Below are 26,307 nucleotides of genomic sequence, written 5' to 3' on the forward strand. Positions count from 1 at the left end.
AAAAACCCAAGGTTTTACCCCACCCTAACCCTCCCCTTCTAAAGGGGAGGGAACAAAATTTCTTATTTCCCCCCTTTACAAGGGGGGATTAAGGGGGGTAATTCGACTTGTGTGTACACCGTAGCCAATCGGGGGGATTAAGGGGGGTAATTTGACTTGTGTATACACCGTAGCTCAATAGATCGGGGGGATTAAGGGGAGTGGAATCTTAGGGGACTTTTACAAGAGGTATAATAAATCATCAGAAACTTGCACAAGTGTGAGAATTGATGAAAAAATTGATCCGCGAGAGTCGAATCAGGTATTCTCATTCTGCAAGGGACGCACGAGGAAATCAGTGAAAGTTTTAGTTGTTGGTAATGGAGGGCGCGAACACGCTCTGGCGTGGAAACTGTTGCAATCTAAGCAAATTGAGCAAGTTATCTGTGTACCAGGGAATGGGGGCACGGCAAGTATGGAACGTTGCCAAAACTTGCCCTTAGCAGTAAATGATTTTGAGGGAATGAGCCGATATGCTTTAGAACATGGCATAACTCTGGTAATAGTTGGCCCAGAAGTTCCCCTATCTAAGGGAATCACAGATTACCTCCAAGATAAAGGATTGATGGTATTTGGCCCAGTCAGAGCCGGAGCGCAAATTGAAGCGAGTAAAGCTTGGGCTAAAGCCTTGATGCAAGAAGCAAGAATTCCGACGGCACGGGCTGCGGTATTTACGGAAGCTGCGGCAGCAAAATCTTACGTCAAATCTCAGGGAGCGCCGATTGTTGTTAAAGCTGATGGCTTGGCGGCTGGTAAGGGTGTAACGGTAGCTGAAACAGTTGCACAAGCAGAAAGTGCCATTGATGCGATTTTTCAAGGGCAATTTGGCAGTGCTGGTGAATTTGTTGTCATTGAAGAATGTTTGATTGGGCAAGAAGTATCAGTTTTAGCATTGACTGATGGATTAACAATTAGACCCTTGTTGCCAGCCCAAGACCATAAGCGGATTGGGGACGGCGATACAGGCGAAAATACTGGGGGGATGGGAGCATACAGCCCAGCACCCATCGCTACACCAGAGTTGATGGCACGCATTCAAACAGAAGTATTAGAAAAAGCGATCGCTACCTTAAGAGCTAAAAATATTGATTACCGAGGCGTGCTGTATGCTGGGTTAATGATTGCACCCGATGGTGACTTGAAGGTTTTGGAATTTAACTGTCGCTTTGGCGATCCCGAAACCCAGGTGATTTTACCACTGTTAGAAACACCCCTAGAAGGGTTGATTCTAGCTTGCGTACAGCAACGCTTAAATGAATTGCCGCCCATTGCTTGGAAAGGGGGAGCATCTGCTACTGTCGTTGCCGCTTCCGGTGGTTATCCAGGAGAATATCAAAAGGGCCAGGTGATTACTGGCATTGAGGAAGCAGAGGCAGCAGGAGCAACTGTATTTCATGCAGGTACGAAATTGAACCAGCAACAAGAAATAGTCACAGATGGAGGTCGAGTATTAAATGTGACAGGAATCGGAGAAACTTTTGAGCAAGCGATCGCCCAAGCCTACGCTAGTATCCAACATATTCAGTTTCAGGGAATGTATTACCGGAAAGATATCGGTCATAGAGTTAGGAGTTAGGAGTTAGGAGTTTGGAGTTAGGAGTTTGGAGTTAGGAGTTTGGAGTTATGCCCAATACCCAATGCCCAATGCCCAACGCCCCATTCCCAATGCCCAATGCCCAATGCCCAATGCCCAATACCCAATGCCCAATGCCCAACGCCCCATTCCCAATGCCCAATGCCCAATGCCCCATTCCCCATTTCCCTAACATATTTGTCAAATTAACTGTTAATTTTTAAGTTGTTGGGCTTTATAACAAAGACTACTAACAACTTTATTTAAGATGCTAAGTCTGTTCAAATCAATTCGAGATGCGATCGCAAGTTGGTGGTCGGAGTTCACTCTCCAGACTAAACTGCTGGCTGTGGCCACAATGGTAGTTTCGTTGGTGATGAGTGGTTTAACCTTCTGGGCTGTAAATACAATCCAGCAGGATGCGCGGATGAATGACACCCGCTTTGGTCGTGATTTGGGGCTGCTGCTTGCTGCCAACGTTGCCCCCTTGGTCGCTGACAATAATCTCACGGAAGTTGCCCGATTTTCCCAACGTTTCTATAGCAGCACCTCTAGCGTGCGTTATATGCTCTACGCTGATGAAAACGGGGAAATCTTTTTTGGCATTCCTTTTTGGGAAGCCGAGGTAGAAAATTCCCTTACCATAAAACGGCGGATACAACTGCCAGAAGATTACCCTGGTGATGGGGAAAAGCCGATGGTGCGGCAACACACAACCCCAGATGGGACAGTCACCGATGTATTTATTCCCCTGATTGTCAATAAAAAATACTTAGGTGTATTAGCGATCGGGTTCAACCCCAATCAGACCGCTGTTATCTCTACCAATTTTACCCGCGATGTCACCATTGCCGTTTTTATCACAATTTGGGTAATGGTGATTTTGGCAGGAGTGATTAACGCCTTGACCATCACCAAGCCGATTAAAGAACTACTGGTGGGGGTAAAGCAAATTGCTACCGGGAATTTTAAGCAGCGGATTAATTTACCTTTAGGCGGCGAACTAGGAGAATTAATTTTCAGCTTTAATGAGATGGCAGAGCGATTAGAGCGCTATGAAGAACAGAACATTGAAGAATTAACCGCAGAAAAAGCCAAGCTAGAAACTTTAGTTTCCACGATCGCAGATGGTGCTGTGTTGATCGATAACAACATGCAGGTGATTTTAGTCAACCCCACAGCAGAGCGAATTTTTGGCTGGGAAGCCGCTAATGTAGTCGGTTGCAATGTCTTGCATCACTTGCCAGCATCAGTACAAATCGAAATCACCCGTCCCTTGTACGAAATGGCAGCAGGGGAATGCGAAAGCGCCGAATTCCGAATTTTTATTAACCAACCCACCCCACGAACGATCCGTATTCTCTTGACTACAGTACTCAATCTGCAAAGAGAAAGCATCAAAGGTATTGCGATTACTATTCAAGATATAACCCGTGAAGTCGAACTAAACGAGGCAAAAAGTCAATTTATCAGCAACGTTTCTCACGAACTGCGAACGCCTCTATTTAACATTAAAACTTATATTGAAACCCTGCACGACTACGGCGAAGACTTAGATTTACAAGAACGGCAAGAGTTTCTGCAAACAGTCAACCATGAAACCGATCGCCTCACCCGCCTAGTTAACGATGTTTTGGATTTATCAAAACTCGAATCTGGTCGCAACTACAGCTTTGATGGCGTAGATTTAGCCCAAGCGATCGAGCAAACCCTGCGTACTTACCAACTCAATGCCAAAGATAAAGGTGTTGAACTTGTTCAGGAAGTTGCCCCTAATTTGCCGCTAGTATTAGGTAATTACGATCTATTAGTACAAGTGTTTGGCAACCTGATTGGTAATGCGCTTAAATTCACCAAAGCCGGTGGTAAAGTAGCAATCCGCGCCTACCAACTAGATTTCAACCCCAGCCACAGCGAATCTGCACCAGTGCGGATTGAAATTTCCGATACTGGAATTGGCATTGCCACAGAAGATCAACACTCAATTTTTGAACGCTTTTTCCGCGTAGAAAACCGAGTTCACACCCTAGAAGGTACGGGTTTAGGTTTATCGATTGTTAGAAATATCATCGACAGACATCGTAGTAAAGTTTATCTAGTGAGTGAAGTCGGCATTGGCACCACTTTTTGGTTCGACTTAGCCATCTTTGAAGAAAAAGCGCCATTGATACAAGTTGAACCTATTGCGGAAACATCCAAAATCACTACAGTTTGAAAATTGCAGAAGCATCCAAAATCATCACAACCTGAAGATTAAGGATTGAGTATAATTTGTTATTTTTGACCATTCCTGATAGTGGCAATTTTGGATGAAGCTTTTGAAGAAATTGCCACACTTTATTCAATTTATACATAAGAGTTGATTAGCGATCGCTCTCTAGGTGGAGCGTCTCACAAAATCGCATTGCTCTCTTTTGAATCTAGAAATACTGCACTAACTGTTCGCGTAGTTGTTGATATAACTGTCATTGACAATCTTCGTGCAAACAGTATTGAATTTTGCCTAGTTGTGGCTCAATTAATTATGTATACAAGTTACGGAATGTTTATTCTGCCAAATTATTGGGAAATATTAAAATTATCAACTTCTTCTCAAAATTTTAACTTGACCCTATGACGACGCTGGCAGCAATCCCCGATTCAAATCCATTGCCGTATATCCCTGATTATGCCATTGTTAAGCAGCTATATGCAGGTTCTCAGACAATAGTTTATCGAGCAGTGCAGGAGTCAAGTCAGCGTCCGGTGGTGATTAAACTATTACCGCAAGACTACCCCAACTTTAACGAATTATTACCAACTTACCCCTGTTAACATTCCCTGGCGATCGGCAAACTAATACCAATTCAAAATTCAAAACTTGTACTGAGCGCAGTCGAAGTATTCAAAATTCAAAATTAGGGAAGCTAGACAGAACAAAGGTTTGGGAGTATGTATCTGTCGCATTCTTTTTTAAAATTGGTATAAGCAGATATACAACGGCAATGGTCAACTGTTAAAGGCACGTCGTGTAAAAGGGGAGCATCTTACTTTTGTAAAAGTGAGATGCTCCCCTCTTTAGTTCTGTATTAGACTCAACACAGAAGCTTTGTATTCTTAACTCCTCAGAGAACCCAAATCAAGACCTTAATATCACGAACAACAAACAGACCAATAATAAACCCAAAAGTAACAGCAAAGCCTGATTGCGTTTTACCCAACTTTTCACAGTTACTGCAAAACTGTTAGTGTAACGCTGCTGTTCCAACTCTAACTTTGTCTCTTCAATATTTTGGTAGAGGGTACAGTCTTTGGCATAGGGACGTTTAGGAAAATTGCAACTATCATCAGCGTGATAGGTGCAGGTGTCGCACAGATACCCATCCCCAGCGGCGCGGTGCAATGGAATACCGGGATGACCGTAAGCTTTGAGTGTAGTCCGACAATAGGGACAACTAATAGCTTGACTCTCAACAAGTTGATGGCAGTGGGGACAAGATACAGTAGCCAAAACCTTTAGCGCAAATAGGTAAACACTTTGATTCTAGCCATTTACAGGGATAATAGGGAAATACATACGTAGCCTGTTAATTTTGAATATGGATAGCTTTCAAAATTGGTTATTCTATCAGTAAAAGTACTAATTTTATGATGATTTTTTAGATTTTAGTAAGTGATTTCTATCACTCAACATAATTAAGGCTATGCCATAATCTAGCAAATATCAGGTTTTGTCTCAAGTCCAATAATTATTTAGAGGTAGAAAAATATTGCCTTTTAATCCTGAGCTGTGCCGTAACGAAAGCGAAGTTGAAAGCAAACTCATAGTGCAATATTTGCTACCACAGCTAGGTTATACTCCTGACACCTGGCATCAAGAGGTTGCGGTTGGTAGCATCCGCTTAGATTTCTTAGCATTTGCCGCACAAGTGATTCCCTTTGTCTTAGATGCCAACTCACCGCTGAGTGTTGTCATGGAGGCAAAGCATCCCAAACAAAACTTAAATAATCATGTTCTTCGACTCAGGCATTATTTAACCAGCTTGAATGTCAGGTATGGATTGTTGACTAACGGCAAAGAAATTAGAATTTATCAAAAATTGCAATACGATATTCAACTAGTATTTCAATGTTCTGGAAAGGAAGTTGAGATACAGTTAGATAAAATTAAAAGTTTAATTGGTAGAGAAAGCCTCAAAGAAGGACAGCTAGTAGATAAGCCAGAAGTCCAAATAACTGAAAATAATTACAAATTTGAAACCAAAAGGAAACATTCAATGAAAACAATCGCGGTTTACCATAATAAAGGTGGCGTAGGTAAGACAACCACTGTAGTTAATCTAGCTGCTGCTATTAGGAAGAAAGGAAAAAGAGTCCTAGTTATTGATTTAGATAGCCAAGCCAATACTACATTTGCTACTGGTTTAGTCAAATTTGATGATGAAGAGTTTGATGATATAAAAGATTCTAATATTTTTCATGTATTGCAATCAGAAGACTTTTATCCTATTGCAGAAGTAGCTAGAAAATCTAATTTTAGTAATCCAGAAATTTATGTAGTCCCTGCACACATTGATTTGATAAGACTAGAAACGGAACTGAACGCACTTGATTATAGCAGGCTAATACTGATTGAAAAGCTAGAGAAAGTAAAAGATCAGTATGATGTAGTCCTAATTGATACGCCGCCTTCTTTAAACCTATATGCCAAAATTGCCTTGATAGCTACAGATTTTCTTATTATTCCATCCGATCTAAAACCTTTTGCTAACCAAGGTTTAACGAATGTTAAAGAATTTATAAAAACTATCAATGGGTTTAGGAAACAAATTAGAAAACCACCAATTGAAATCATAGGAGTTCTAGCTTCTAAAATATCGACAAATGCTAAATTTGTGCAATCAACTTTAAAAAATCGTCTAGAAAAAATTTATAACCGATATGGTATCAACGTGATGAATGCTGTAATTTATGAAAGAGAAGATTTGGCAAAATGTGCTGAAAGAATTCAGATTGTTGGAGATATTGAGATAGCTGACCCAATATCAGTGCTAGATTTTAAACCAGACTCAACTTCGGCACATGAATTTGAGTTGTTAGCAATAGAAGTTTTAGAAAAAATAGGGCTACTTTAATGAAATTAGCTACATCACTTGTTGCTGTCAAGAAAATTACTTCAAGCAAAGTTCGTTCAATTTTCGCAGACGATGAACTAGAACAGGCTGCTAGATTAATTTTAGACTCTGAGGGCGTTATTAATCCCATAGTGGTTCGCAGAACAAGCCTGCAATCATACGAGGTAGTAGATGGAGACTTTGAATATTATGCTGCTGTTCGGGCTAGAGAAATAGATCCTCGTAAAGGTGAAATGATTGGGGTATTTATTATTGAGTCTGAAAATGAGGAGACTTTAACTAGGCAAGTTGAATTATTTAGACAGCAAAAAACTGATTCTTCAATTCAAACATCTTTCAACTTCAAAGATATGGAACAATTTTTAATAAATTTGGAATCACGTTTTGAAAAGATAACAAACCAACTATTAGAAAAAGCAACTGCTAATGCAAATTTAGAAAATGAAATCAAAGAACTTAAAAAACAGATTGCTGATAATACTGAACCAATAGAAGTTTTTAAAACGCTTAGTCAAGTTAAAATTATCTCTAAATTACTAAATGCTGGTTTTAATCAGAAAAAAGCTTCTCAGATAGCGGAAGCAGTGGAAATGGAACGTAATAAAGAACAGTTTAAATCATTGAATGATGTAGTAGAAAGGGTTAAAATTCCACATGGTAAAAATATGCAAAAAGGCATAAGTATTAAAAAAATGCTTGAAATAGTTGATCGGTGGTCAGAAAACTAATTGACTGAAGTAATTAAGTAAAACAAGTTCATGTAAGCATAATATCCGCGACTTTTCAAAGAAGTCGCGGATATCGTTTCTCAAGGATGATCATGATTGCTATAGTACAAGTAAAATATTCCTGGAAAACAGTTAGTCGCAAGGTAGAGCTAGCCTAACTTCGCGCCTGTCGTAGTGCATTAAACGCCTTACCTCGCCACCCAACTGGTAACAACGATAAACCTAAACCAGTCCAAGCTTTAGCAGTCGAAAAAGACTGTCCCGCCAAAACTAGCTCTCTGCCTTTTCGCGTTTCACCCTTTTCAATTAAACGCAAACCTAATAATAATTGCGTTTCAGTTAAACGATTTTTCCTGACTTTCTCTAATTTTTCAGACTCAAACTTATAACTTTCTAAATACTGAATTTTATCAAATAAATAAGGAATGGCTCGATTAATACCTTGCTGTTCTGCATGAGAACGATATTCCATCAATAATTCTGGTAAGTAATAGCCCTTTTTTCCAGCCAAAGCCAGACGTACAAATAAATCATTATCCTCACAATTTTGCAGATTTGGCTGCATATATCCTAATTCTTGCAATGTTTTACGACGAAATAATGTCGCCCCAACTTGAAAGCTTTGCTGAATAAATACGACTTCTAACAAATTATTTACAACACCTGCTGGTAAATTCTTCCTACCCCAGCGATGAGAATTTTCTTGAGTTTTTGCCTCATCCCGGACATTGTTAATATCAATTATCCAATGGTCTGTACCAACAAAATCAATGCTAGAGTCTTGAGCAAGAATAGCTGATGTACTTGCGAGAAAATCGGGTGCTAGTCGGTCGTCATCATCAAATTTAATAAAATATTCACCACTAGCAGCATCAAAGCCAGAGCGCATATTATTACTTTTACCAATATTTTGCTGATGACGGATATATTTTATCCGATTGTCTGTGTATTGTGACATTAATTCGGGTGTGCGATCGCTAGAACCGTCATCACAAATAATTAGCTCAAAGTCTTGCTCAGACTGATTGAGTACACTGTCAATTGCGAAAGGCAGTAAATTAACCCGATTAAACGTGGGAATAGAAACACTAACTTTAGGCATTTTTGCAAGATGAGAGTGGACATTGCTCACTAACTAAAGGCTAATAAGCAAGGCTGGGCAAAAGCTAAGTGTAAGAAATAGTTTGATTAATTTTATTCCAAATTTTTTTGATAAATCGATTGCTTCTAGCCGCTATAGTGGGTGGCTTTAATCGCTTTGGTTTTTGCTCTGGTTGCTTCAGAAAGCGATAGTGCAAAAATTCATTTTTGTAACGAATATCAACATCTTCACCTTTACACAAGCGGGCAAATCCAATAGCAGAATAGCCCATATAGTGAAGGCGATGAATTGGTTTTAATCCCTGTTGGTTATAAAGAACATTATCAATGTTCACAAATGGATTTGCATTAGCACAGTTCCCAGTTCTATCTTCACCATTGGGACTGAGTGTAAAGTTAAATAGTGGTCGAGCAATGCTAAAAGTCATGTAACTAAATAAATCTGCGTCACACCACCAAGCGATTTCGTTAATCAATTCAACTTCTTTATCTTCTATCAATCGCTTTTTGAGTATTTTTAATTCTTCAGCGCCTAAAATACCCTTTTTTGAACCAAAAAAACTAGAGCAGTGGATTTCTCGTCTGATTTCAGATTCAGGCAAAGACATTTTTTGTTCTAACTTCGGCAAGTCGAAAGCTGCAACTGAAGTTTGTTTTGTGTGTTCCCAGTCATCAAACACAAAGTCGTATTGGTCTAGTTTTTCTAAAACCTTATCCAGCTTATTCATTGCCAAACTATCAGCATCATAAAATACAAATCTTTCAAACTCGCCATCAAAAGCACACATTTTTCGGATTAAATTATTTTTTTTATTCCATTCGATAGAAGGTTTATTTTTTCGACTATTTCTTGGATAAGCGTTCCAAACTTGAACGGCAAAATCCTCCCATTTTTTGATCGAGCTTTTATTGTCAAACAAGGTGACATTCGGTCGAGAATCTATCTCCTTTTTAACTCGTTTTAAGCGGTCATCATAGGGAATAATACAAATCGGAATATCTGGACTAACATTCACCTCAATGCTGTTTAGCAAAGCTACTAGTTGGTCAAATACCACGTCATTAGCCAGTGTGTAAATCCCAAAATTATCCATTGTAATAAATTATTTTTATCTTTGATTTACTGAGTAAAGCCAATTCTCTGTGAAGCTGCACATCATTTTCACCTCTCCCAACCTTCCCAAACTCGCAAGAAGCGCCGCAGGTAGTCGGGTTATTTCTACACATCTTTATACAGAATTGGTGTAACGTGAATAATACGATCGCTATTTTTTGACCGATTATTCTCAAATAATAATATAGCTATTTTGGTTAGTTTGGATGATACTAACATTGCCCACTTACTTAGAAGCGCCTAAAACTCTAGCTGTTAAACAATTGTTTCCTAGAGAATAATCTCAGCAACCCGGCGGTTCCCACACCCCAAGCCCCATTAACTAATAAACCTGTCACTATTCCCACAAGTTTCCAGCCGCCTGCGATGGGTTGACCCTTAAGTGGTGCAACTACAAACCAAGCCACTAGCGTCGGAGCAATTGCACCAAATATTAAGGCTCCTAACCAATAGTTTTTATCGTGTCGAAAACGAGGTGCAATTACTACCAAAATTAGTCCCCAAATGCCTCCCCAGAAAGCATTTGACCAAATTTGCGGAATTCCTAATGGTTGTGTCGGTGCAGTTGAATAAGGGGCGCGAGGTGTAAAATTTACTGTATGTAGCAGCGCTAACATACCTTGATGAAACAGCAAAACAGACACAAAGCCTGCAATAAATCCTAATGCAAATCGAGATAAGGCAGCTTTTTGAGTCATTGCTTATACAAAAAGGTACTTATTTGCAGTTGCAGATGTGACTTTAATAATTGACATTTCCCATTCCCTATTCTCCATTTTCTTTAGAGCTTGCTTCTGAGAGTTGTCTATGATAGTTTGCTAACTAGTCAAAGTACAGTAACTATATCAAATTACCGTATTTTATTGAACACAATTGTTGATATAGCCGAAGGAGTGCAGAGTTAAGAGTACTTAAGTACTTTACCAAATATATGGCAAGTGGAAAAGCCAATCTTGCCGATTGGGAAGTAGATACCTGTGTTGGGGAAAGGTTAAAGGTAAGGGAAAATTTTAGACCTTTACCCTTTACCCCTTAACCTTTATCCCTACTTCTGCAAGAACTGACGTTAAACTTAGTTTCCTGAACTTAGTAGCGAGGATAGCACCCTACAATGAATATACGTATGCAAACTATTCACAACCGTAAAGTCAAAGGTGGAGGCTAAACATTGGCACAATTCCAAGCAGAACCTCTGGCTTTATCAAGCTCTCAAAAAAATTGGGTCTTACTCGGTGTCGGACTTGGGGTATTCATGTCTACCCTAGATGTCGGCATCATTAATGTTGCTTTGCCCACATTAGTGCAAGCCTTTGGCACTAGTTTTCCTACCACCCAATGGGCTGTATTGAGTTACCAGTTGGTCAGTTCCGGTTTAGTTTTGGGAGCAACCCGCTTGGGGGATATGTGGGGTAAAAAGTCCTTATACCAAGGGGGACTGGTTCTGTTCACTTTCAGTTCGCTGTTGTGTGGTTTTGCACCTAGTATCGAGTGGTTAATCGGCTTTCGGGCGCTTCAAGGATTAGGTGCTGTGTTCATTTCTGGGCTTGGTTTAGCAATTATCACAGAAGTTTTTCCTTCTTCCGAGCGAGGTCGGGCTGTTGGCATCATCGGTAGTGTAGTGTCACTGGGAATTGCTTTTGGCCCTTCTGCTGGCGGATTGCTCTTAAGCTGGTCAGGCTGGCATAGTATATTCTTCATCAATGTACCCTTGGGGATTATCGCTAGTTTCTTAATAGCTCGTGTAGTGCCACCTTCTGCACGCATTGAGGGCAAACAGAAATTTGACTTTTTGGGAGCCATATTGGCTTTATTGACTCTGGGTAGTTTTGGTTTAGGTATGACGCTAGGACAGAGCCAGGGCTTTGGCAGTACTAATGCATTGGTATTATTAGCGATCGCTACCGTAAGTTTCATTACATTTTTGGTAGTTGAAGCGATTCTAAAGCAGCCACTACTAGAGCTAAAGCTGTTTCGCAATCTTCAGTTGAGTATGGGTTTGCTAAGTGGCTGGTTAGCATTCATTGTTATTGGCGGTTCGCTACTGATCGTCCCTTTCTTTCTAGAGAGCGTCAAGCATTATCCGACGGTAAAAGTAGGGCTATTACTAGCCGTATCGCCTGTACTGAGTGGATTAATTGCCCCACTAGCTGGAATACTTTCAGACCGCTTTGGCGCTCGACTAATCAGTTCAATTGGGCTGGGGTTGATGATTGGCGGCTGTTTGGGGATTAGCACCTTTGACGCTCAAATTACTGAACTAGGCTATGTATCGCGCTATTTTATTTACGGCATTGGTCTGGGTTTATTTCAATCGCCTAACAACAGCACTGTTATGGGATCGGTACCGAGGGAACGGCTAGGGATTGCTTCTGGGCTGCTGTCTTTGTCACGTACATCAGGTAACACCGTAGGAGTTTCTCTAATTGGGGCAATATTTGGAGCCTTAATCGGTAGCATATCTGGCGGTGCAGATGTCTCCGTTGCCCCTCCTGATGCGATCGTTGCAGGATTCCAAGGAACTTTTCGCTTTGCAGCCCTAATTCTGTGTGGGGCGGCTGTTGCATCTGTTTTGAGGATCGGTAAGAGGTGGGAGGTAGGGGGGTAGGGGAGAAATCAATTCAAAATTCAAAATTCAAAATTCAAAATTCAAACATTTTAGAACTTCTACCTCTCTGCCTCTTCCCAATGCCTAATTATCAATTACTAAGGAGTTAAAGAAATGACAGGTAAATTAGAAGGAAAAGTGGCAATTATCACTGGTGCTTCTGCGGGAATTGGAGAAGCAACTGCGATCGCTTTGGCTTCAGTTGGAGCTACAGTTGTACTCGCTGCTAGGCGTGGCGATCGCATTCAAGCATTAGCAGAACGCATCGAAGCTAGTGGTGGCAAGGCATTACCTATTGTCACTGATGTGACTGATGAAACTCAGGTAAATAACTTGGTGGCAAAGGCCAATACAGAATTGGGAAGGGTTGATATCCTCGTCAACAATGCCGGGATTGCCTTACTGGGAACTATTGAAGCTGGAAATAGCTCAGACTGGCGGCGATCGTTTGACCTCAACGTATTAGGACTGCTATATGCGACTCATGCTGTTTTACCTCTGTTTAAGGCGCAAAAATCCGGGCATATAGTCAATATCTCCTCTGTGGCTGGCCGGACAGCGCGGGCGGGTGTTGGTGTTTACAATGCTACCAAATGGGGTGTTAATGCCCTCTCGGAAGCATTGCGCCAAGAAGTCCATAAGGACAACATCCGCGTCACCATTATTGAACCTGGTTTGGTGGATACAGAAATTGACAGCCAAATTACCGATCCCGTTGCCAAACAACGGATTCAAGAACGACGCAAGTCAATTCAACCTCTGCAAAGTGAAGACATTGCTGCTGCGATCGTTTACGCTCTTACGCAACCGCCGCGCGTTAATGTCAACGAAATCCTTATTCGACCAACGGGACAAGAACACTAAAACTAAAGGGCAGGCTTAACGGGCGTGCCCTTTTTTAAATAGGTAGTGTAAAATCTTTAACCCAATTCCAAATAAATGATGAATTTTCAAATCTATGGACGCTGTATTATTTGATATGGATGGGACTCTGCTGGATAGCGAGCCGCTAAGTGATATTTTTCTAATCAAGTTTTGTAGGGAAATTGGCTTCGAGTTAACAGAAAATATCCTAGACAAATTTAGGGGTTCTGATGCTCGGACATTCTGGACATATCTCAGCAAAGAATTTAATTTATCTCAGTCAATAGAAGAGTATGTATTGAGAGAAACATTGGATTTTGTTGAAGAGTTAAAAAATAACTCCAATCTTGCACCTATTGAGGGAGTGAAAGAACTGATTGATGAGCTTTTTGATTTTGGAGTGCCTTTAGCTCTGGCATCTTCAGCTCCTAGAATCAGAGTTAATACAGTTTTAGAGTGCTTTAATATGCAAAATAAATTCAGTGTGAAAATATCTGGTCAAGATGTTGAGAGAGGTAAACCTGAACCAGATATATTTTTATTAGCATCTGAAAGGATGAATGTTAATCCGAATAAATGCGTTGTTATTGAAGACTCAGAAAATGGGATAAAAGCTGCTAAAAAAGCAGGCATGAAATGCGTTGGCTTTGCTGGATTGAAACATAATAAGCAGAATTTATCAAGCGCAGATTTAATTGTGAGTGCTTATTCAGATGTGAATTTTTATAGCTTGCAGCAATTATTCGACTGAGAAAGTTAGCTCTTACTTGAACCTTGCTAAGTATACTAAGAAAAAATCTATATATGGAAAGCTTTCAGTTACTTTTGCTTTTCAAAAATCAAAGGTAAATTCACCACTCAATACTTAGCATAAACTATAGGACTCATATCTGATTTTTGAACAAGATTTTAGATAAAACCCCGATCAAACAGGCTTTTCAGTCTCAGTATGTTTTCAGAAATCAAATCGGAGTCCTATATCTCACTTAGTACTTACTAAACTTAGAAAGAATCGCTTGGGCCGCAGCTTCGTCGGTAATCAATCCTGTAATTAACTTGCCATGCAGAGCAGCCAAAATCGCCTCCGCTTTTCTCACACCACCCGTCACTCCAATAATCAGTCGATGAGCGGGTTGTTCGAGCGCTACACTGGCAACCCGGTTGTTTGTCCCTTGTTGCAGCAATACTCCACGATCGCTATAAGCCCAACCTGCAATTTCTCCGACTGCTCCTAGTTCAATCAATTCAGCCACTTCATCGTCATTGATGAAGCCGTCTTGATGTAACGGAGCATTCCAGGCAATGTGACTAATTCCGACAAAGGTTGCTTTGGCTTGCTCGGCGAGAGTTTTGACGGCGAGAAACGATCGCTGAGTCTGCAAGAGTTCTCGTTCTTCAATGCTAGTCGCGACAACCGGAGTCGGCACTGGGTAAGCTTGGGAACCGACGCGATCGGATAAATGCATAACCACTTCGTGACGACCTGCACGCCCAGAATGAGACATATTGCCAATAATTGACACAATCTTATGCTGGGGTTGGTTCATTGAGGGTATTTGCTCCACCATTGTTCGCAATGTGCGACCTGATGACAACGCTAGTATGGTCGGGGTTTTAGCCATCAGGTAAGCCTCTAGGTGGGTGGCAGCACATACACCAATCCCGTATAATGTATCACCACTACCTGCATCAGTTGGTACTACTTCACAAAGTGACAGAGCAAAGCGATCGCGTAACGACTCAGCCAGAGCAATGCATTCACTCAAGGGATGATCGAGTCGAAATTTAATCAGTTTTTCACTGACTGCCAGTGCCACTAAACGTTGTGCAGCTTGCCGGGACACATTAAGCTTGACGGCAATTTCTTCTTGCGTATTGCCGGCGATGTAATAGAGCCAAGCAGCATGTGCAGCCAGGTCTAATTTGCGCGCCCTCAGAGGCAAGCCAGCCTTGCTGACATCGCGCTGCTCTAAAAAAGGTTGTCCCATATACTACCTGCAAAAACTATGTCTCTATCAAAGGTATAATTGCATTATTTATACTATATGCCCAAAGAGATAATCTTTGCTCAATTATTTTTAAATTTCTATTATCCCCCAGTCACCTCCAAGTTAAACCCAGTAATGTAGCTTGCCTCTTCACTCATCAAAAACGCTACTCCATTTGCCACCTCTTCCAAGCTTCCCAAACGCCGCATTGGTACTGAATTAATCATTTGTTGCTCAACTACTTTGGGATCGGCATCAAAGTATTGTGACCCTACTGCTGCTTGCAATTCGGTTTGTCGCGTCCACATAAAACCAGGGCCAATCAACGCAGGCGAGAGCGCATTCACCCGAATGCCATAAGGAGCTAAGTCTTTTGCTGCTGTTTGAGTCATTCCAATGACCGCAAACTTGGAAGCAGCATAAGCCAACATATTTGGCGGCCCAACCACCCCTGCATAACTCGCCATGTTAACGATCGCACCTCCACCTACATCGCGTAATTGCTGTGCAGCCGCCTTGAGAATCTGGAAAACGCCGACAACGTTAATATTAATCACCTTTTGAAAGTCGTCTTCAGGATATTCGTCAGTCTTGGCAAACACTCCTTGATAACCCGCATTATTAAATACATAGTCAATTCGCCCAAGCTGCTTTACAGCACCAGTAAAGGCTTTAGCAACATCATCACTAGATGTAACATCACAGCGAAACGTGCCGACTGGAACGTTGTACTCTTTTAGTTCCCCAGCGACATCTGTCATCTTCGGTTCATTCAAATCTAGCAGGGCTATTCCTGCGCCATTAGCAGCAAAACGGTGTGCAGTTGCTTTGCCAATATCTCCTGCACCGCCAGTAATTAGGATCGTCTTACCTGCAAACTGATAAGTTGCTTTTGCTGTCATAGATTCAACCTCTTATTGAAGAATTGTTGCAAATGCCCATGATGAAAATCAGATTGGTATGATTTCTATTATTGAGCTTTTGCCCAAAATTAGAGCATAAAATCAAAAATTTATTTTGTTCGGTTTTTTACTTTAAAGGAGTTACGCGATGCGTATTCGCCGCTTCGCTAAAGTGCTGGCTGCATTTCTCGCTGGAGTAATGCTGGCGCAATTGGTATATGCTTGCTCACCGCGCTCCCAAGCCGCAGAGAAAACTAAACTAACGATCGCCACTGTAAATAATGGCGACATGGTGGTGATGCAAGGGCTTTCTCGCAAATTTGAAGAAGCTAATCCTGATATTCAACTCCGGTGGGTTGTGCTGGAAGAAAATGTGTTGCGTCAACGCACAACTACAGATGTTGCAAGCCAGGGTGGGCAGTTTGATGTCATGACCATTGGTTCCTATGAAACACCAATCTGGGCTAGGCGGGATTGGTTAAGACCCTTGGATTTAGGCGCAAACTATGATGTAAACGATCTACTCAAACCTATACGAGAAGGACTTTCCAATAACGGCAAACTCTATGCTGTGCCATTCTATGGGGAAAGTTCCATGCTGTACTACCGCAAAGACTTGTTTGAAAAAGCTGGGATTGCGGTTCCTCAACAGCCAACTTATCCCCAAATGAGAGAATGGGCAAGCAAAATCCACGACCCAGCAAATGGGGTTTATGGAGTTTGTTTGCGCGGAAAACCCGGTTGGGGTGAAAACGTCGCATTTGTTTCCACATTGGTTAATACCTATGGTGGACAGTGGTTTGATATGAAGTGGCAACCAACGATTAATACTCCACCTTGGAAAGAGGCGATCGCCTTTTATGTCGATTTGCTTAACAAATACGGGCCGCCCGGAGCCAGTTCCAATGGATTTAATGAGAATCTGGCATTATTCTCAACGGGTAAATGCGGTATGTGGGTAGATGCAACCGTTGCCGCAGGGCTGTTATCCAATCCCAAAGAATCCCAAGTTTATAACAAAGTTGGCTTTGCTCGTGCGCCAATTGAAAAATATCCCAACGGCTCAAATTGGCTTTGGGCTTGGGCGCTAGCGGTTCCAAAAACCTCAAAATCACCAGAAGCCGCGCAAAAATTCGTTGCTTGGGCAACCTCTAAAGAATACATTCAACTGGTTGCTAAGGAGAATGGCTGGGTTGCTGTACCACCAGGGACTCGGACTTCCACTTATGAGAATCCCAACTATCGAAAAGCTGCACCCTTTGCAGAAATCGTGTTGGCAGCAATCCAATCTGCTGATGTTACCCGTCCATCAGCACAACCAACTCCTTATAAGGGAGTTCAATATGTGGATATTCCAGAATTTCAGGCGATCGGTTCTTCAGTCGGGCAAACCTTGGCGGCGGCGTTAACCAATCGAACTTCCGTAGACCAAGCGTTACAGCAATCCCAGAAATCAACTGAACGCTTCATGAAACATACGGGTTATATCGAATGAAATGGGGCATTGGGCATGGGTAAAAAGAGCCGATGCTCAACTACAAAACATTCAAAATCTAAAATCCAAAATCTAAAATCTAAAATTCCTTTGGGTTATGTCTTCTTCATTAGCGGTAAAACCTCAACACGAAACGCCACCACCTACCAAGCAACGGACTACGCGGCAAGTATCAACCTTACCTCTGGTTGCGCCTTCGGTCGTTCTCCTACTGCTGTGGATGATTGTGCCTCTGGTGATGACCGTATGGTTTTCCTTTCAGCGTTATAACTTGCTCAATCCAGATGCACGTAAATTCATCGGCATTGAAAATTTCACTTTCATCCTCAGTGATTCAGCTTTATGGACATCGATCGCCATCACAATAGTTTTGGTTGTTTCTGTTTTAGCAATCACAATTGGTCTGGGCACATTACTAGCAGTACTATTTGACCAAGACTTTTATGGTCGTGGAGTGGCGCGGGTGCTAGCAATCTCTCCATTTTTTGTTATGCCCACAGTTAGCGCCCTGATCTGGAAAAATATGCTGATGCATCCAGTGAATGGGTTGTTTGCTCAAATTACTAGAGGTTTGGGTTTAGGGGCGATCGATTGGTTTGCCAGCGTTCCCTTGCTTGCCATCATTATTATTGTGTCCTGGGAATGGCTGCCTTTTGCCCTACTGATTTTGTTGACTGCAATTCAGTCACTCGATCGCGACCAGTTAGAAGCTGCGCGAATGGATGGTGCAAATGCGATCGCTCTATTTCGTTTCGTTATGCTACCCCATCTTAGCCGCGCCATTTCTGTGGTTGCCATGATTGAGACGATTTTCTTCCTGACCATTTTTGCCGAAATCTTTGTCACCACAGGCGGCGGACCGGGACTTGCAACCACTAACCTTGCTTATTACATCTTCTTAAAAGCCTTGCTGGAATTCGATGTCGGCGGTGCTTCAGCCGGTGGATTAATTGCCGTCATCCTTGCCAACATCGTGGCAATCTTTTTAATGCGTAGTGTTGCTCGTAATTTGGATACTTAACATGGCACGTAAAACCTCGAAGATTTGGCTATGGACATTGCTCGGCTGGCTTGCCGCTTGCATATTGTTTTTTCCAATTTTCTGGATGTTTCTCACCAGTTTTAAAACCGAAGTAGCAGCAGTTTCAACTCCGCCCCAGTTGTTTTTCCGCCCGACATTGGAGAATTATATTGCCATCCAAGACCGGGCAAATTATTTCAATTATGCCTTTAACAGCGTAGCGATTTCCTTGGGATCGACTATAGTCGCGCTGCTGCTTGCCGTACCTGCCGCCTACGCAATGGCATTCTTCCCAACCAAACGCACCAAGGGGACTTTACTCTGGATGCTGTCCACCAAAATGCTGCCACCTGTTGGTGTACTAGTGCCAATCTACATTTTGTGCCGCAACGCCGGATTACTAGATAGTCACATCGGTTTGATTATCATTTATACCCTGATTAATTTGCCGATTGTCGTCTGGATGATTTACAGCTTCTTCAAAGAAGTTCCCAAAGAAATTCTCGAAGCCGATCGCATGGATGGAGCAACCACACAGCAAGAACTTGTTCATGTCTTGCTACCATTGGCAGTCCCCGGAATTGCATCTACTGCCTTGCTTTCGATTATTTTGTCATGGAACGAAGCATTTTGGAGCTTGAACTTGACAACAGCAGATGCCGCCCCACTTACAGCCTTTATTGCTTCTTTTTCCAGCCCTCAAGGATTATTTTGGGCAAAACTTTCGGCAGCATCAACACTAGCGATCGCACCCATCCTCATTTTCGGCTGGCTGAGTCAACGGCAATTAGTCCGGGGTCTGACTTTTGGTGCGGTGAAGTAGGAGGCAGGGGGCAGGGGGCAGGAGGTATTAAAACAAACTTTTGTGTTCCTCGTTGCACCTCTACGTCTGTGCGTGAGAAAAACTTGAACTCATTAATGGAAACATTTTATGTCAACAGTTGCTTTAAGAAATATCCATAAAACCTACGCCGACACAGAGATCATCAAAGGCATCGATCTCGACGTGGGCGATCGCGAGTTTGTCGTCTTCGTCGGCCCCTCCGGTTGTGGGAAATCAACCTTACTCCGCATGATTGCTGGATTAGAAGAAATTTCCTCCGGCGATTTACTCATTGATGGACAAAAAGTCAATGATGTGCCACCCGATAAACGCGGTTTGGCGATGGTGTTTCAAACATACGCCTTATATCCTCACATGACAGTGGCAGAAAATATGGCCTTTAGCCTCCGGCTTGCGGGTATGCCCAAAGCCCAGCGTTATGAAAGGGCGCGTGAAGTCGCTCGTATCCTGCAACTAGAGCCGCTTTTGAACCGGAAGCCCAAAGAACTATCAGGAGGACAACGCCAACGGGTAGCGATCGGTCGTGCTTTGGTGCGTAATCCGAAAGTATTTTTGTTTGATGAGCCACTGTCCAACCTGGATGCTTCATTGCGGGTGCAGATGCGGATTGAGCTTGCCAGTTTACACGACAGCCTGCAAGCCACCATGATTTATGTTACCCACGATCAAGTTGAGGCAATGACCCTTGCCGACAAAATTGTGGTATTACAAGGCGGCATCATCGAACAAATGGGTTCTCCTCTGGAACTCTACCATCATCCCCGCAATCTATTTGTCGCCGGATTTATTGGTTCGCCAAAAATGAACTTTATTTCGGTGACAGTTTCAGCCGTCAATGACTCTGGGGCAACAGTTAGACTCCCTGGTGACGCAACCGTAACAATTCCAGTGAAGCCCAAAACCTTGTCAGTTGGGGACAGAGCAACATTAGGAATTCGTCCCGAACATCTGCGGCTCGATCGCAATAACCCAAGCGTGAATGGTGAAGTATTAGTCGTAGAACGATTGGGTGGAGAAACCTTTCTCTACATCAAAATTGCGGGTGGCGAAACCATAGTTGTGCAAACAGACGGAGATAATCCAGCCAACATGCACGATTACGTTCCGATTTACATTAACGGTGAGCTTTGCCATTTGTTCGATCGCGACGGTGAAGCCATCCCCAAAGTTCATCGTCACCACCTAACCCAAAATGAATCCCATGAACAGCAATATCAGCACAGACTCAGCAATCAAGCTGAATGAAGCATCTCTGTCTCAGTTAGGCAATAACGTTCGCGTACCCAATTACGATCGCCAGCAAATCACTAACGGCATTGTCCATATCGGTGTGGGTGGGTTCCATCGCGCACATCAGGCATTATACCTGGATAATTACTTTCATCAAAATCCCAGTAGTGAATGGGGAATCTGCGGAGTTGGGTTACTAGAATTCGATAAACGGATGCGGGATGCACTGAAATTACAAGATTGTTTGTATACCTTAGTTGAGAGATCCCCAGCAGGCGATCGCGCTCGTGCGATCGGATCGATTACAAAATATCTGTTTGCCCCAGATAACCGCCAAGCAGTGATTGACACCTTAGCAGATCCCAAATGCCGCATCGTCACCCTCACCATTACTGAAGGAGGCTACTACTATATTGAAGGTAGCGGTGAATTTGATGCCAATCACCCGACAATTCAATACGATTTGCAGCATCCCGATGAGCCAATTGGAGTATATGGCTTTTTGACAGCAGCACTCGATCGCCGCCGTCAACAGGGAATAGCACCGTTTACTGTGTTGTCCTGCGATAATCTGCAAGGTAACGGTAACATTGCCCGCAAAATGTTAACCGCATTTGCCCAAATGCAAAACCCAGAATTGGGGCGTTGGGTTGCCGAACAGGTAGCCTTTCCTAACTGCATGGTCGATCGCATTACCCCCGCCACAACCCCAGCAGATATCAAAATGGTGGCGGAACAGTTTAATATCGATGATGCCTTTCCAGTTGTTGCCGAACCGTTTCTTCAGTGGGTAGTCGAAGACAATTTCAGTGCAGGTAGACCTGATTGGGAATCCGTTGGCGTTCAGATGACTAGCGATGTTCATCCCTATGAGATGATGAAAATTCGGCTACTCAACGCCAGTCATTTGTTAATAGGCTATCTCGGCTCCTTGGCAGGTTATACATACGTTCATGAAGTCATGGCAGATCCATTGATTCGTCAAGCCGTTGATAATTTGATGGCAGAAGTTACGCCCACACTCCAACCTGTACCGGGGATTGATTTAGATAATTACAAAAAAACTTTAATCGAACGCTTTGCCAATCCTAAGATTCGGGATCAGCTGCCGCGTCTTTGCTTGAATAGCTCCGCTAAAATGCCAAAATTTGTTCTCGGCTCAGTCCGTGACGCGCTGCATCAAGGAGGAGCCATTGATTACATGAGCCTAACTGTTGCTGCTTGGTTCCGTTACCTCAACGGACAGGATGACCAAGGCAATACTATTCCCATTGATGACCCAATAGCAGGTACTCTGACTCAACTAGCTCATTCCAGTGGCAGCGATGCCAAACCATTGCTTAATTTAACTGAGATTTTTGGCGATTTGTCCCAGTCATCGCTTTTTGTTGATGCAGTTACGAACCATTTACACCGATTGTATGAGTTTGGAGCAAAAGAAACACTAGCCCGATTTTAAGAAAAAACCGATTTTCGATTATAAGTGGAGTCCATACCGAAATGCGAATTGAACCATACGAAGATAGTCACCTTGATGCCATCAAGAGCCTTTCGATTCGGGCATGGACTCCGGTTTTTGATTCGCTTCAGAAAGTGATGGATCTTGAGGTGTACCGCTCATTCTATCCCGATTGGCGTGTAAGCCAAATTCATGCTGTCGAGGGAGTCTGTACTGCTGCGGACACAAAGGTGTGGGTTGCGATCGACTCCGATTCAATCATGGGCTTTGTAGCCGTGAAACTCCACTCCGAGAGCAGCATGGGAGAAATCTATATGGTCGCCGTCGATCCAGACTATCAACGTCAAGGTATTGGCACCGCTTTAATGGAATTTGCTCTTGATTGGATGCAAGTTGCTGGGATGTCGGTTGCTATGGTTGAAACCGGAGGCGATCCAGGTCATGCTCCGGCACGTTGTACTTATGAAAAGCTAGGTTTTAGGCTGTTCCCAGTCGCCAGGTACTTCAAGAAATTGGGTTAGTTCACGATTAAGAATTTGGAGGGGCAATTGACTGACATCGTAGTTGGCTTAGACTTGGGTACAGGAGGAGTACGAGCGATCGCAGTTAATCTACAAGGGCAAATTATCGCTCAGTCAACCAGAAGCTATCCTCTATTAACTCCACAACCCGGTTGGACGGAACAGAACTCATCGGATTGGGTGGAAGCTAGTTTAGATGCACTCTTCGATGTCACTCAACAGCTAAACGGACACCAAGCGATCGCCCTCGGTTTATCTGGACAAATGCATGGCATGGTTCCTCTCGATGTGGAGGGCAAAGCAATCAGACCGGCAATTTTATGGAACGATCAGCGCACAGGTAAAGCTGTTGCTGAGATTGAAGCCGCTATTCCCCGACAGGAGTTGATCCAGCGCACTGGAAATCCGGCAATTACAGGGTTTCAACTGCCGAAGCTTTTATGGTTGCGGACTAAAGAACCACAGGCATACACTCGGTTATGGCAGATTCTTTTGCCTAAAGATTATCTGGGATATGTGTTAACTGGCGAAGCAGTAACGGAACCATCTGATGCTTCTGGTGTCGGCTGTCTGAATCTGGCAAATCGGCAATGGGATACAAATATTCTCCATACTCTTAATATTAATCCAGCGTTGTTCCCTCCGGTAATCGAATCTACCGCGATCGCTGGACGACTCAAACCAGAAATAGCCGCCCGCGTGGGATTACCTGTGGGATTACCTGTGGTTGCAGGTGGAGGTGATAATGCCGCCGCCGCTATCGGTTTGGGCATCTCATCAAGCAACCTGAGCCGGGGTAGTTTGAGTATTGGCACATCGGGAGTGATCTTTGCACCGTGCGATCGCCCAATTCCCGATCCCGAAGGTCGAGTACATTTGTTCTGCCATGTGGATGGTGGCTATCATCTGCTGGGGGTGACGCTAGCAGCAGGTGGTTCTCTGCGTTGGTATCGAGATACATTTGCACCGCATATATCTTACACCGAACTGATGGATATAGCAGAGCGATCGCAGCCTGGGGCGCGTGGTGTGCTATTTCTACCCCACCTCGCAGGAGAACGCAGTCCCCACCTCGATCCAGATACTCGCGGTGCTTTCGTGAATTTGTCATTAGCTCATACGCAAGCAGATATAATTCGTGCTGTGCTGGAAGGGGTTGCATTTAGCTTGCGGTCAGCATTGGAGGTAATTAGTGCGATCGCTCCCCTCGATCAACTCTTAGCAACGGGTGGAGGCGCACGTTCTCACATCTGGTTACGAATTTTGGCAGATGTTTTGCAAATAGAACTCATTGCACCCAAAGCTGAGGAAGGAGCTGCTTACGGAGCAGCTATTTTGGCAATGGTAGGGATTGGTGTTTACCCCAATTTAGAAACTGCACTCAAGATTTTATCGCAGGATAGTAATGTAGTACAGCCGCAGCCAAATCCTTTGTATGAAGCAGGTTTTAACCGCTACAAGCTACTTTACGATACCTTGAAAGCTGTTCGTTGAGAATTAAAGTATTTTAAAGTTACCCTGAATTACTGAAGATTTACAGAAGAAAAAATAATCTGCATTATGTCATCGGCGCTGATTACGCGAGTTCTGGCAAAACAACAAGCGCTTTTAGTTAGTGGCGATCGCTCTACTTTAGTGCCTATTTCCGAGCAATAGCCATGATGTGAGCGCTCATCCCCAACATAGACGGTTCGGTTTCTAACCAGCGAATCGCTTCTAAAAGGCGATCGCGGCGACCTTGCTCATTCCAGTGTTCCTGAAAGTTTTGTAATAACCAGCCTGGCCCTTCAATCGCTAAAATCTTTTCAGAATGTAAACCCGCTTCTTCAACCTCTGCTCTAAGTTCTTCTGGATGATGAAAGAAGGTTTTTGTAAAGTAGCGAGGATGGTTGTTTGGGTTGCGGTGTTGACCATCAATCAAATCCTGTTTAACAATTTCTACAAACTCAGGATCGTCTAAATGTCCGCCAAATAGTCCATCTAAGGTTGAAGCAAAGCGAGAAACTCCCGCAGCAAAAGCAAAACCTCCAGTTTTTAAGATCCGATGAGCTTCACGCAAAGCAATAATCCGATCTGTGCGTTCGGTCAGATGATACAAAGGCCCAAGTAAGAGAACACCATCAACACTATTATCTGCCCGATTGAGTTGCCGAGCATCTCCAACTGCCAAACTAGCTAAAGGATATTCCGGTTGAGTTTGAGACAAATGTTGAGCTTGCTCTATGTGCAAAGGAACCGCATCAATGAGATGAACTTCATAGCCTTGTTGAGCAAGCCAAAAAGAATAAACTCCAGCACCACCGCCAACATCGAAAATCACTGCGGGAGGAGGCGGTAGGTAGCGGCTAATAATTTCTTGGCTTCGGGCTAATTCCAGCAAACCTGCACCTTTTGATAACCGATTTTGCTCTTGACCACTCGCGTAATGGATTAACGCTTCATCTCCAAGCAGATTGTTTAATTCAGATAAATCAGACATCGTGAATCTCAACTTCAATCAAATCATTATCTTTAAGGTTATATAGCTCCCGCAGTTTCACATCGCAAGCTATCTCAATAATTGTTTTTGGATGATCTCCATTTTCAGTATTGTTTTTGTCTGTTCTTAAGATAAAAGCATCTCTGCCAAATATCTGACAGGGAACAATACTCACAGAAACAGTTCCTCCATATTCTTCCTTTTCCAAACGCATCACATTTTTCGGGAGATGATAAGGTCGATCTAATTGAATATTTAAAGTTCCAGGGAAGAATTTCATTCCGGTTTTTCTCAAGTAATATTCCTGGAGTTTCTCAATCCAGTAAGAAAAGTTTCCGAAACCACTGACAACCTTACCTTTGAATATTTTCATCTATTTTTATTTGGATAAATTAGGCTAGTATTTATATTTATTGAACATATTATGCAGTAGCGATCGCTAAATCTATTTCCTCTAAAGTAGCTTTACTAGCGACTCGTACAGAAACAACTTACTTTTTAGCTTTTACGAAATACTTAATATTCCCCCTGCTCCCTGCCCCCTGCCCCCTGCTTCCCTGCTCCCTATTTGCATCAACCTTAAAGTAAAATGGTATTAGAGGGGAGTAGTACTGATACCACGCACAAAAATATCTACACAGGTTTCGATATAGTCCTCACAGCTATAGTTACCTTGATTGAATTTTGCACTGCGGCATAGCATTCCAGCCAATAGCATTCCTGTAAACATATCGACAGCCGGAAATGGATCGAGGTCTGCTCTGACAGTGCCTCGTTTCTGACTCGATTGCAGGTAAGCTACTAGTTTTTCCCCTAAGGGCTTGGCAGCTTCTTGAATCACTTGTTTAGCTGCCTCTGGATGACGTTTGGCTTCTCCAATGAAGGTACGAATTAAGTCTTCCTGTGTCTCTAGCATAGTATTGTAGAGATGGGCATACTGTTTTAAATCAATTTTTAGATCCTGTGTCCACGCTTCGGGGTATGCAAGGGCTTCTGTCTGGAGTGCCAAGGCATTCTTCATTACTGCTCCCAGAAGTTGTTCTTTGCTAGCAAAGTGGCGAAATAAAGTCACCTCATTCACACCAGCAACACGAGCTATTTCACGGGTAGTTGCTCCTTGAACACCTAAACTGGCAAATACCTGCAAGGCGGCTTCTATCAAACGTGTACGGGTGAGAGTTGATGAACGGATGGTTTTGTGCATTTATGCTGGCAAGTACTTACTTTCAT

Annotated in this window: 25 protein-coding genes; 15 read left to right on the forward strand and 10 right to left on the reverse strand. The window is 42.9% G+C overall.

The window, feature by feature from the left end; translation table 11 throughout:
- Positions 1-337: 337 nt before the first annotated feature.
- Positions 338-1,615, forward strand: coding sequence for a phosphoribosylamine--glycine ligase (gene purD, locus RM368_RS00585; protein WP_322692235.1), 1,278 nt, complete (start codon positions 338-340; stop codon positions 1,613-1,615).
- Positions 1,616-1,632: 17 nt separating this feature from the next.
- Here purD and RM368_RS00590 read toward each other — a convergent pair whose 3' ends face one another.
- The gene (locus tag RM368_RS00590) at positions 1,633-1,797 is read right to left on the reverse strand and encodes a hypothetical protein (protein WP_322692236.1); all 165 of its coding nucleotides are present in this window, start codon (positions 1,795-1,797) and stop codon (positions 1,633-1,635) included.
- Between the two features lie 83 nt (positions 1,798-1,880).
- Between RM368_RS00590 and nblS the strand changes: the two genes are divergently transcribed.
- Both nblS and RM368_RS00600 read left to right on the forward strand, forming a co-directional pair.
- On the forward strand, positions 1,881-3,827 hold the full coding sequence (gene nblS / locus RM368_RS00595; protein WP_322692237.1) for a two-component system sensor histidine kinase NblS: 1,947 nt from the start codon (positions 1,881-1,883) through the stop codon (positions 3,825-3,827).
- A 398-nt stretch (positions 3,828-4,225) separates the two neighbouring features.
- Entirely contained in the window at positions 4,226-4,426 is a 201-nt protein-coding gene (locus tag RM368_RS00600) for a hypothetical protein (RefSeq protein WP_322692238.1), read from the forward strand.
- Positions 4,427-4,730: 304 nt separating this feature from the next.
- Here the strand turns inward: RM368_RS00600 and RM368_RS00605 are convergent, their stop codons facing one another.
- Complete coding sequence (locus RM368_RS00605) at positions 4,731-5,102, reverse strand: zinc ribbon domain-containing protein (RefSeq protein ID WP_322692239.1); 372 nt, start codon at positions 5,100-5,102, stop codon at positions 4,731-4,733.
- Between the two features lie 259 nt (positions 5,103-5,361).
- On the opposite strand from RM368_RS00605, the gene RM368_RS00610 reads away from it, so the two are divergent.
- Both RM368_RS00610 and RM368_RS00615 read left to right on the forward strand, forming a co-directional pair.
- A complete protein-coding gene (locus tag RM368_RS00610) occupies positions 5,362-6,726 on the forward strand; it encodes an AAA family ATPase (protein ID WP_322692240.1) in 1,365 nt (454 codons plus the stop codon).
- Entirely contained in the window at positions 6,726-7,454 is a 729-nt protein-coding gene (locus RM368_RS00615; protein ID WP_322692241.1) for a hypothetical protein, read from the forward strand. Before RM368_RS00610 ends, RM368_RS00615 begins: the two co-directional genes overlap by 1 nt.
- A gap of 154 nt (positions 7,455-7,608) precedes the next feature.
- On the opposite strand, the gene RM368_RS00620 is transcribed toward RM368_RS00615, so the two are convergent.
- The 3 genes from RM368_RS00620 to RM368_RS00630 form a co-directional block, all read right to left on the reverse strand.
- On the reverse strand, positions 7,609-8,556 hold the full coding sequence (locus RM368_RS00620) for a glycosyltransferase family 2 protein (protein ID WP_322692242.1): 948 nt from the start codon (positions 8,554-8,556) through the stop codon (positions 7,609-7,611).
- Positions 8,557-8,620: 64 nt separating this feature from the next.
- Positions 8,621-9,649: an Npun_R2821/Npun_R2822 family protein gene (locus RM368_RS00625; protein ID WP_416212198.1), complete on the reverse strand. Its 1,029-nt coding sequence runs from the start codon at positions 9,647-9,649 to the stop codon at positions 8,621-8,623.
- A gap of 268 nt (positions 9,650-9,917) precedes the next feature.
- Positions 9,918-10,367, reverse strand: coding sequence for a hypothetical protein (locus RM368_RS00630; protein WP_322692244.1), 450 nt, complete (start codon positions 10,365-10,367; stop codon positions 9,918-9,920).
- A gap of 470 nt (positions 10,368-10,837) precedes the next feature.
- On the opposite strand from RM368_RS00630, the gene RM368_RS00635 reads away from it, so the two are divergent.
- The 3 genes from RM368_RS00635 (at position 10,838) to RM368_RS00645 (ending at position 13,889) form a co-directional block, all read left to right on the forward strand.
- Positions 10,838-12,274 carry a DHA2 family efflux MFS transporter permease subunit gene (locus tag RM368_RS00635; protein WP_322692245.1) on the forward strand — a complete coding sequence of 479 codons (1,437 nt, stop codon included), beginning with the start codon at positions 10,838-10,840 and terminating at the stop codon, positions 12,272-12,274.
- A 114-nt stretch (positions 12,275-12,388) separates the two neighbouring features.
- Positions 12,389-13,138, forward strand: coding sequence for an SDR family NAD(P)-dependent oxidoreductase (locus RM368_RS00640; RefSeq protein WP_322692246.1), 750 nt, complete (start codon positions 12,389-12,391; stop codon positions 13,136-13,138).
- A gap of 94 nt (positions 13,139-13,232) precedes the next feature.
- Positions 13,233-13,889 carry an HAD family phosphatase gene (locus RM368_RS00645; protein WP_322692247.1) on the forward strand — a complete coding sequence of 219 codons (657 nt, stop codon included), beginning with the start codon at positions 13,233-13,235 and terminating at the stop codon, positions 13,887-13,889.
- Positions 13,890-14,124: 235 nt separating this feature from the next.
- Here the strand turns inward: RM368_RS00645 and RM368_RS00650 are convergent, their stop codons facing one another.
- Both RM368_RS00650 and RM368_RS00655 read right to left on the reverse strand, forming a co-directional pair.
- The gene (locus RM368_RS00650; protein ID WP_322692248.1) at positions 14,125-15,126 is read right to left on the reverse strand and encodes a sugar-binding transcriptional regulator; all 1,002 of its coding nucleotides are present in this window, start codon (positions 15,124-15,126) and stop codon (positions 14,125-14,127) included.
- Positions 15,127-15,227: 101 nt separating this feature from the next.
- Positions 15,228-16,028, reverse strand: coding sequence for an SDR family oxidoreductase (locus tag RM368_RS00655; RefSeq protein WP_322692249.1), 801 nt, complete (start codon positions 16,026-16,028; stop codon positions 15,228-15,230).
- A 148-nt stretch (positions 16,029-16,176) separates the two neighbouring features.
- Between RM368_RS00655 and RM368_RS00660 the strand changes: the two genes are divergently transcribed.
- The 7 genes from RM368_RS00660 (at position 16,177) to xylB (ending at position 24,092) form a co-directional block, all read left to right on the forward strand.
- Complete coding sequence (locus tag RM368_RS00660) at positions 16,177-17,523, forward strand: sugar ABC transporter substrate-binding protein (protein WP_322692250.1); 1,347 nt, start codon at positions 16,177-16,179, stop codon at positions 17,521-17,523.
- Positions 17,524-17,620: 97 nt separating this feature from the next.
- Complete coding sequence (locus tag RM368_RS00665) at positions 17,621-18,544, forward strand: sugar ABC transporter permease (RefSeq protein ID WP_322692251.1); 924 nt, start codon at positions 17,621-17,623, stop codon at positions 18,542-18,544.
- Between the two features lies 1 nt (position 18,545).
- Positions 18,546-19,367, forward strand: a complete 822-nt coding sequence (locus RM368_RS00670; protein ID WP_322678872.1) for a carbohydrate ABC transporter permease — start codon at positions 18,546-18,548, stop codon at positions 19,365-19,367.
- A 108-nt stretch (positions 19,368-19,475) separates the two neighbouring features.
- Entirely contained in the window at positions 19,476-20,633 is a 1,158-nt protein-coding gene (locus RM368_RS00675) for a sn-glycerol-3-phosphate ABC transporter ATP-binding protein UgpC (protein ID WP_322692252.1), read from the forward strand.
- On the forward strand, positions 20,590-22,077 hold the full coding sequence (locus RM368_RS00680) for a mannitol dehydrogenase family protein (protein WP_322692253.1): 1,488 nt from the start codon (positions 20,590-20,592) through the stop codon (positions 22,075-22,077). The genes RM368_RS00675 and RM368_RS00680 overlap by 44 nt, the downstream gene beginning before the upstream one ends.
- A 137-nt stretch (positions 22,078-22,214) precedes the next feature.
- The gene (locus RM368_RS00685) at positions 22,215-22,598 is read left to right on the forward strand and encodes a GNAT family N-acetyltransferase (protein ID WP_322692254.1); all 384 of its coding nucleotides are present in this window, start codon (positions 22,215-22,217) and stop codon (positions 22,596-22,598) included.
- Between the two features lie 27 nt (positions 22,599-22,625).
- Positions 22,626-24,092: a xylulokinase gene (gene xylB / locus RM368_RS00690; RefSeq protein WP_322692255.1), complete on the forward strand. Its 1,467-nt coding sequence runs from the start codon at positions 22,626-22,628 to the stop codon at positions 24,090-24,092.
- 145 nt (positions 24,093-24,237) lie between these two features.
- Here xylB and RM368_RS00695 read toward each other — a convergent pair whose 3' ends face one another.
- From RM368_RS00695 to RM368_RS00705, 3 genes are all read right to left on the reverse strand, one after another.
- Positions 24,238-25,077, reverse strand: coding sequence for a class I SAM-dependent methyltransferase (locus RM368_RS00695; protein ID WP_322692256.1), 840 nt, complete (start codon positions 25,075-25,077; stop codon positions 24,238-24,240).
- The gene (locus RM368_RS00700) at positions 25,070-25,450 is read right to left on the reverse strand and encodes a DUF120 domain-containing protein (RefSeq protein WP_322692257.1); all 381 of its coding nucleotides are present in this window, start codon (positions 25,448-25,450) and stop codon (positions 25,070-25,072) included. The genes RM368_RS00695 and RM368_RS00700 overlap by 8 nt, the downstream gene beginning before the upstream one ends.
- 222 nt (positions 25,451-25,672) lie before the next feature.
- Positions 25,673-26,281 carry a TetR/AcrR family transcriptional regulator gene (locus tag RM368_RS00705; RefSeq protein ID WP_322673064.1) on the reverse strand — a complete coding sequence of 203 codons (609 nt, stop codon included), beginning with the start codon at positions 26,279-26,281 and terminating at the stop codon, positions 25,673-25,675.
- Positions 26,282-26,307 lie beyond the last annotated feature (26 nt).

This window comes from Nostoc sp. DedSLP03, assembly GCF_034530815.1.
Lineage (GTDB): Bacteria > Cyanobacteriota > Cyanobacteriia > Cyanobacteriales > Nostocaceae > Nostoc.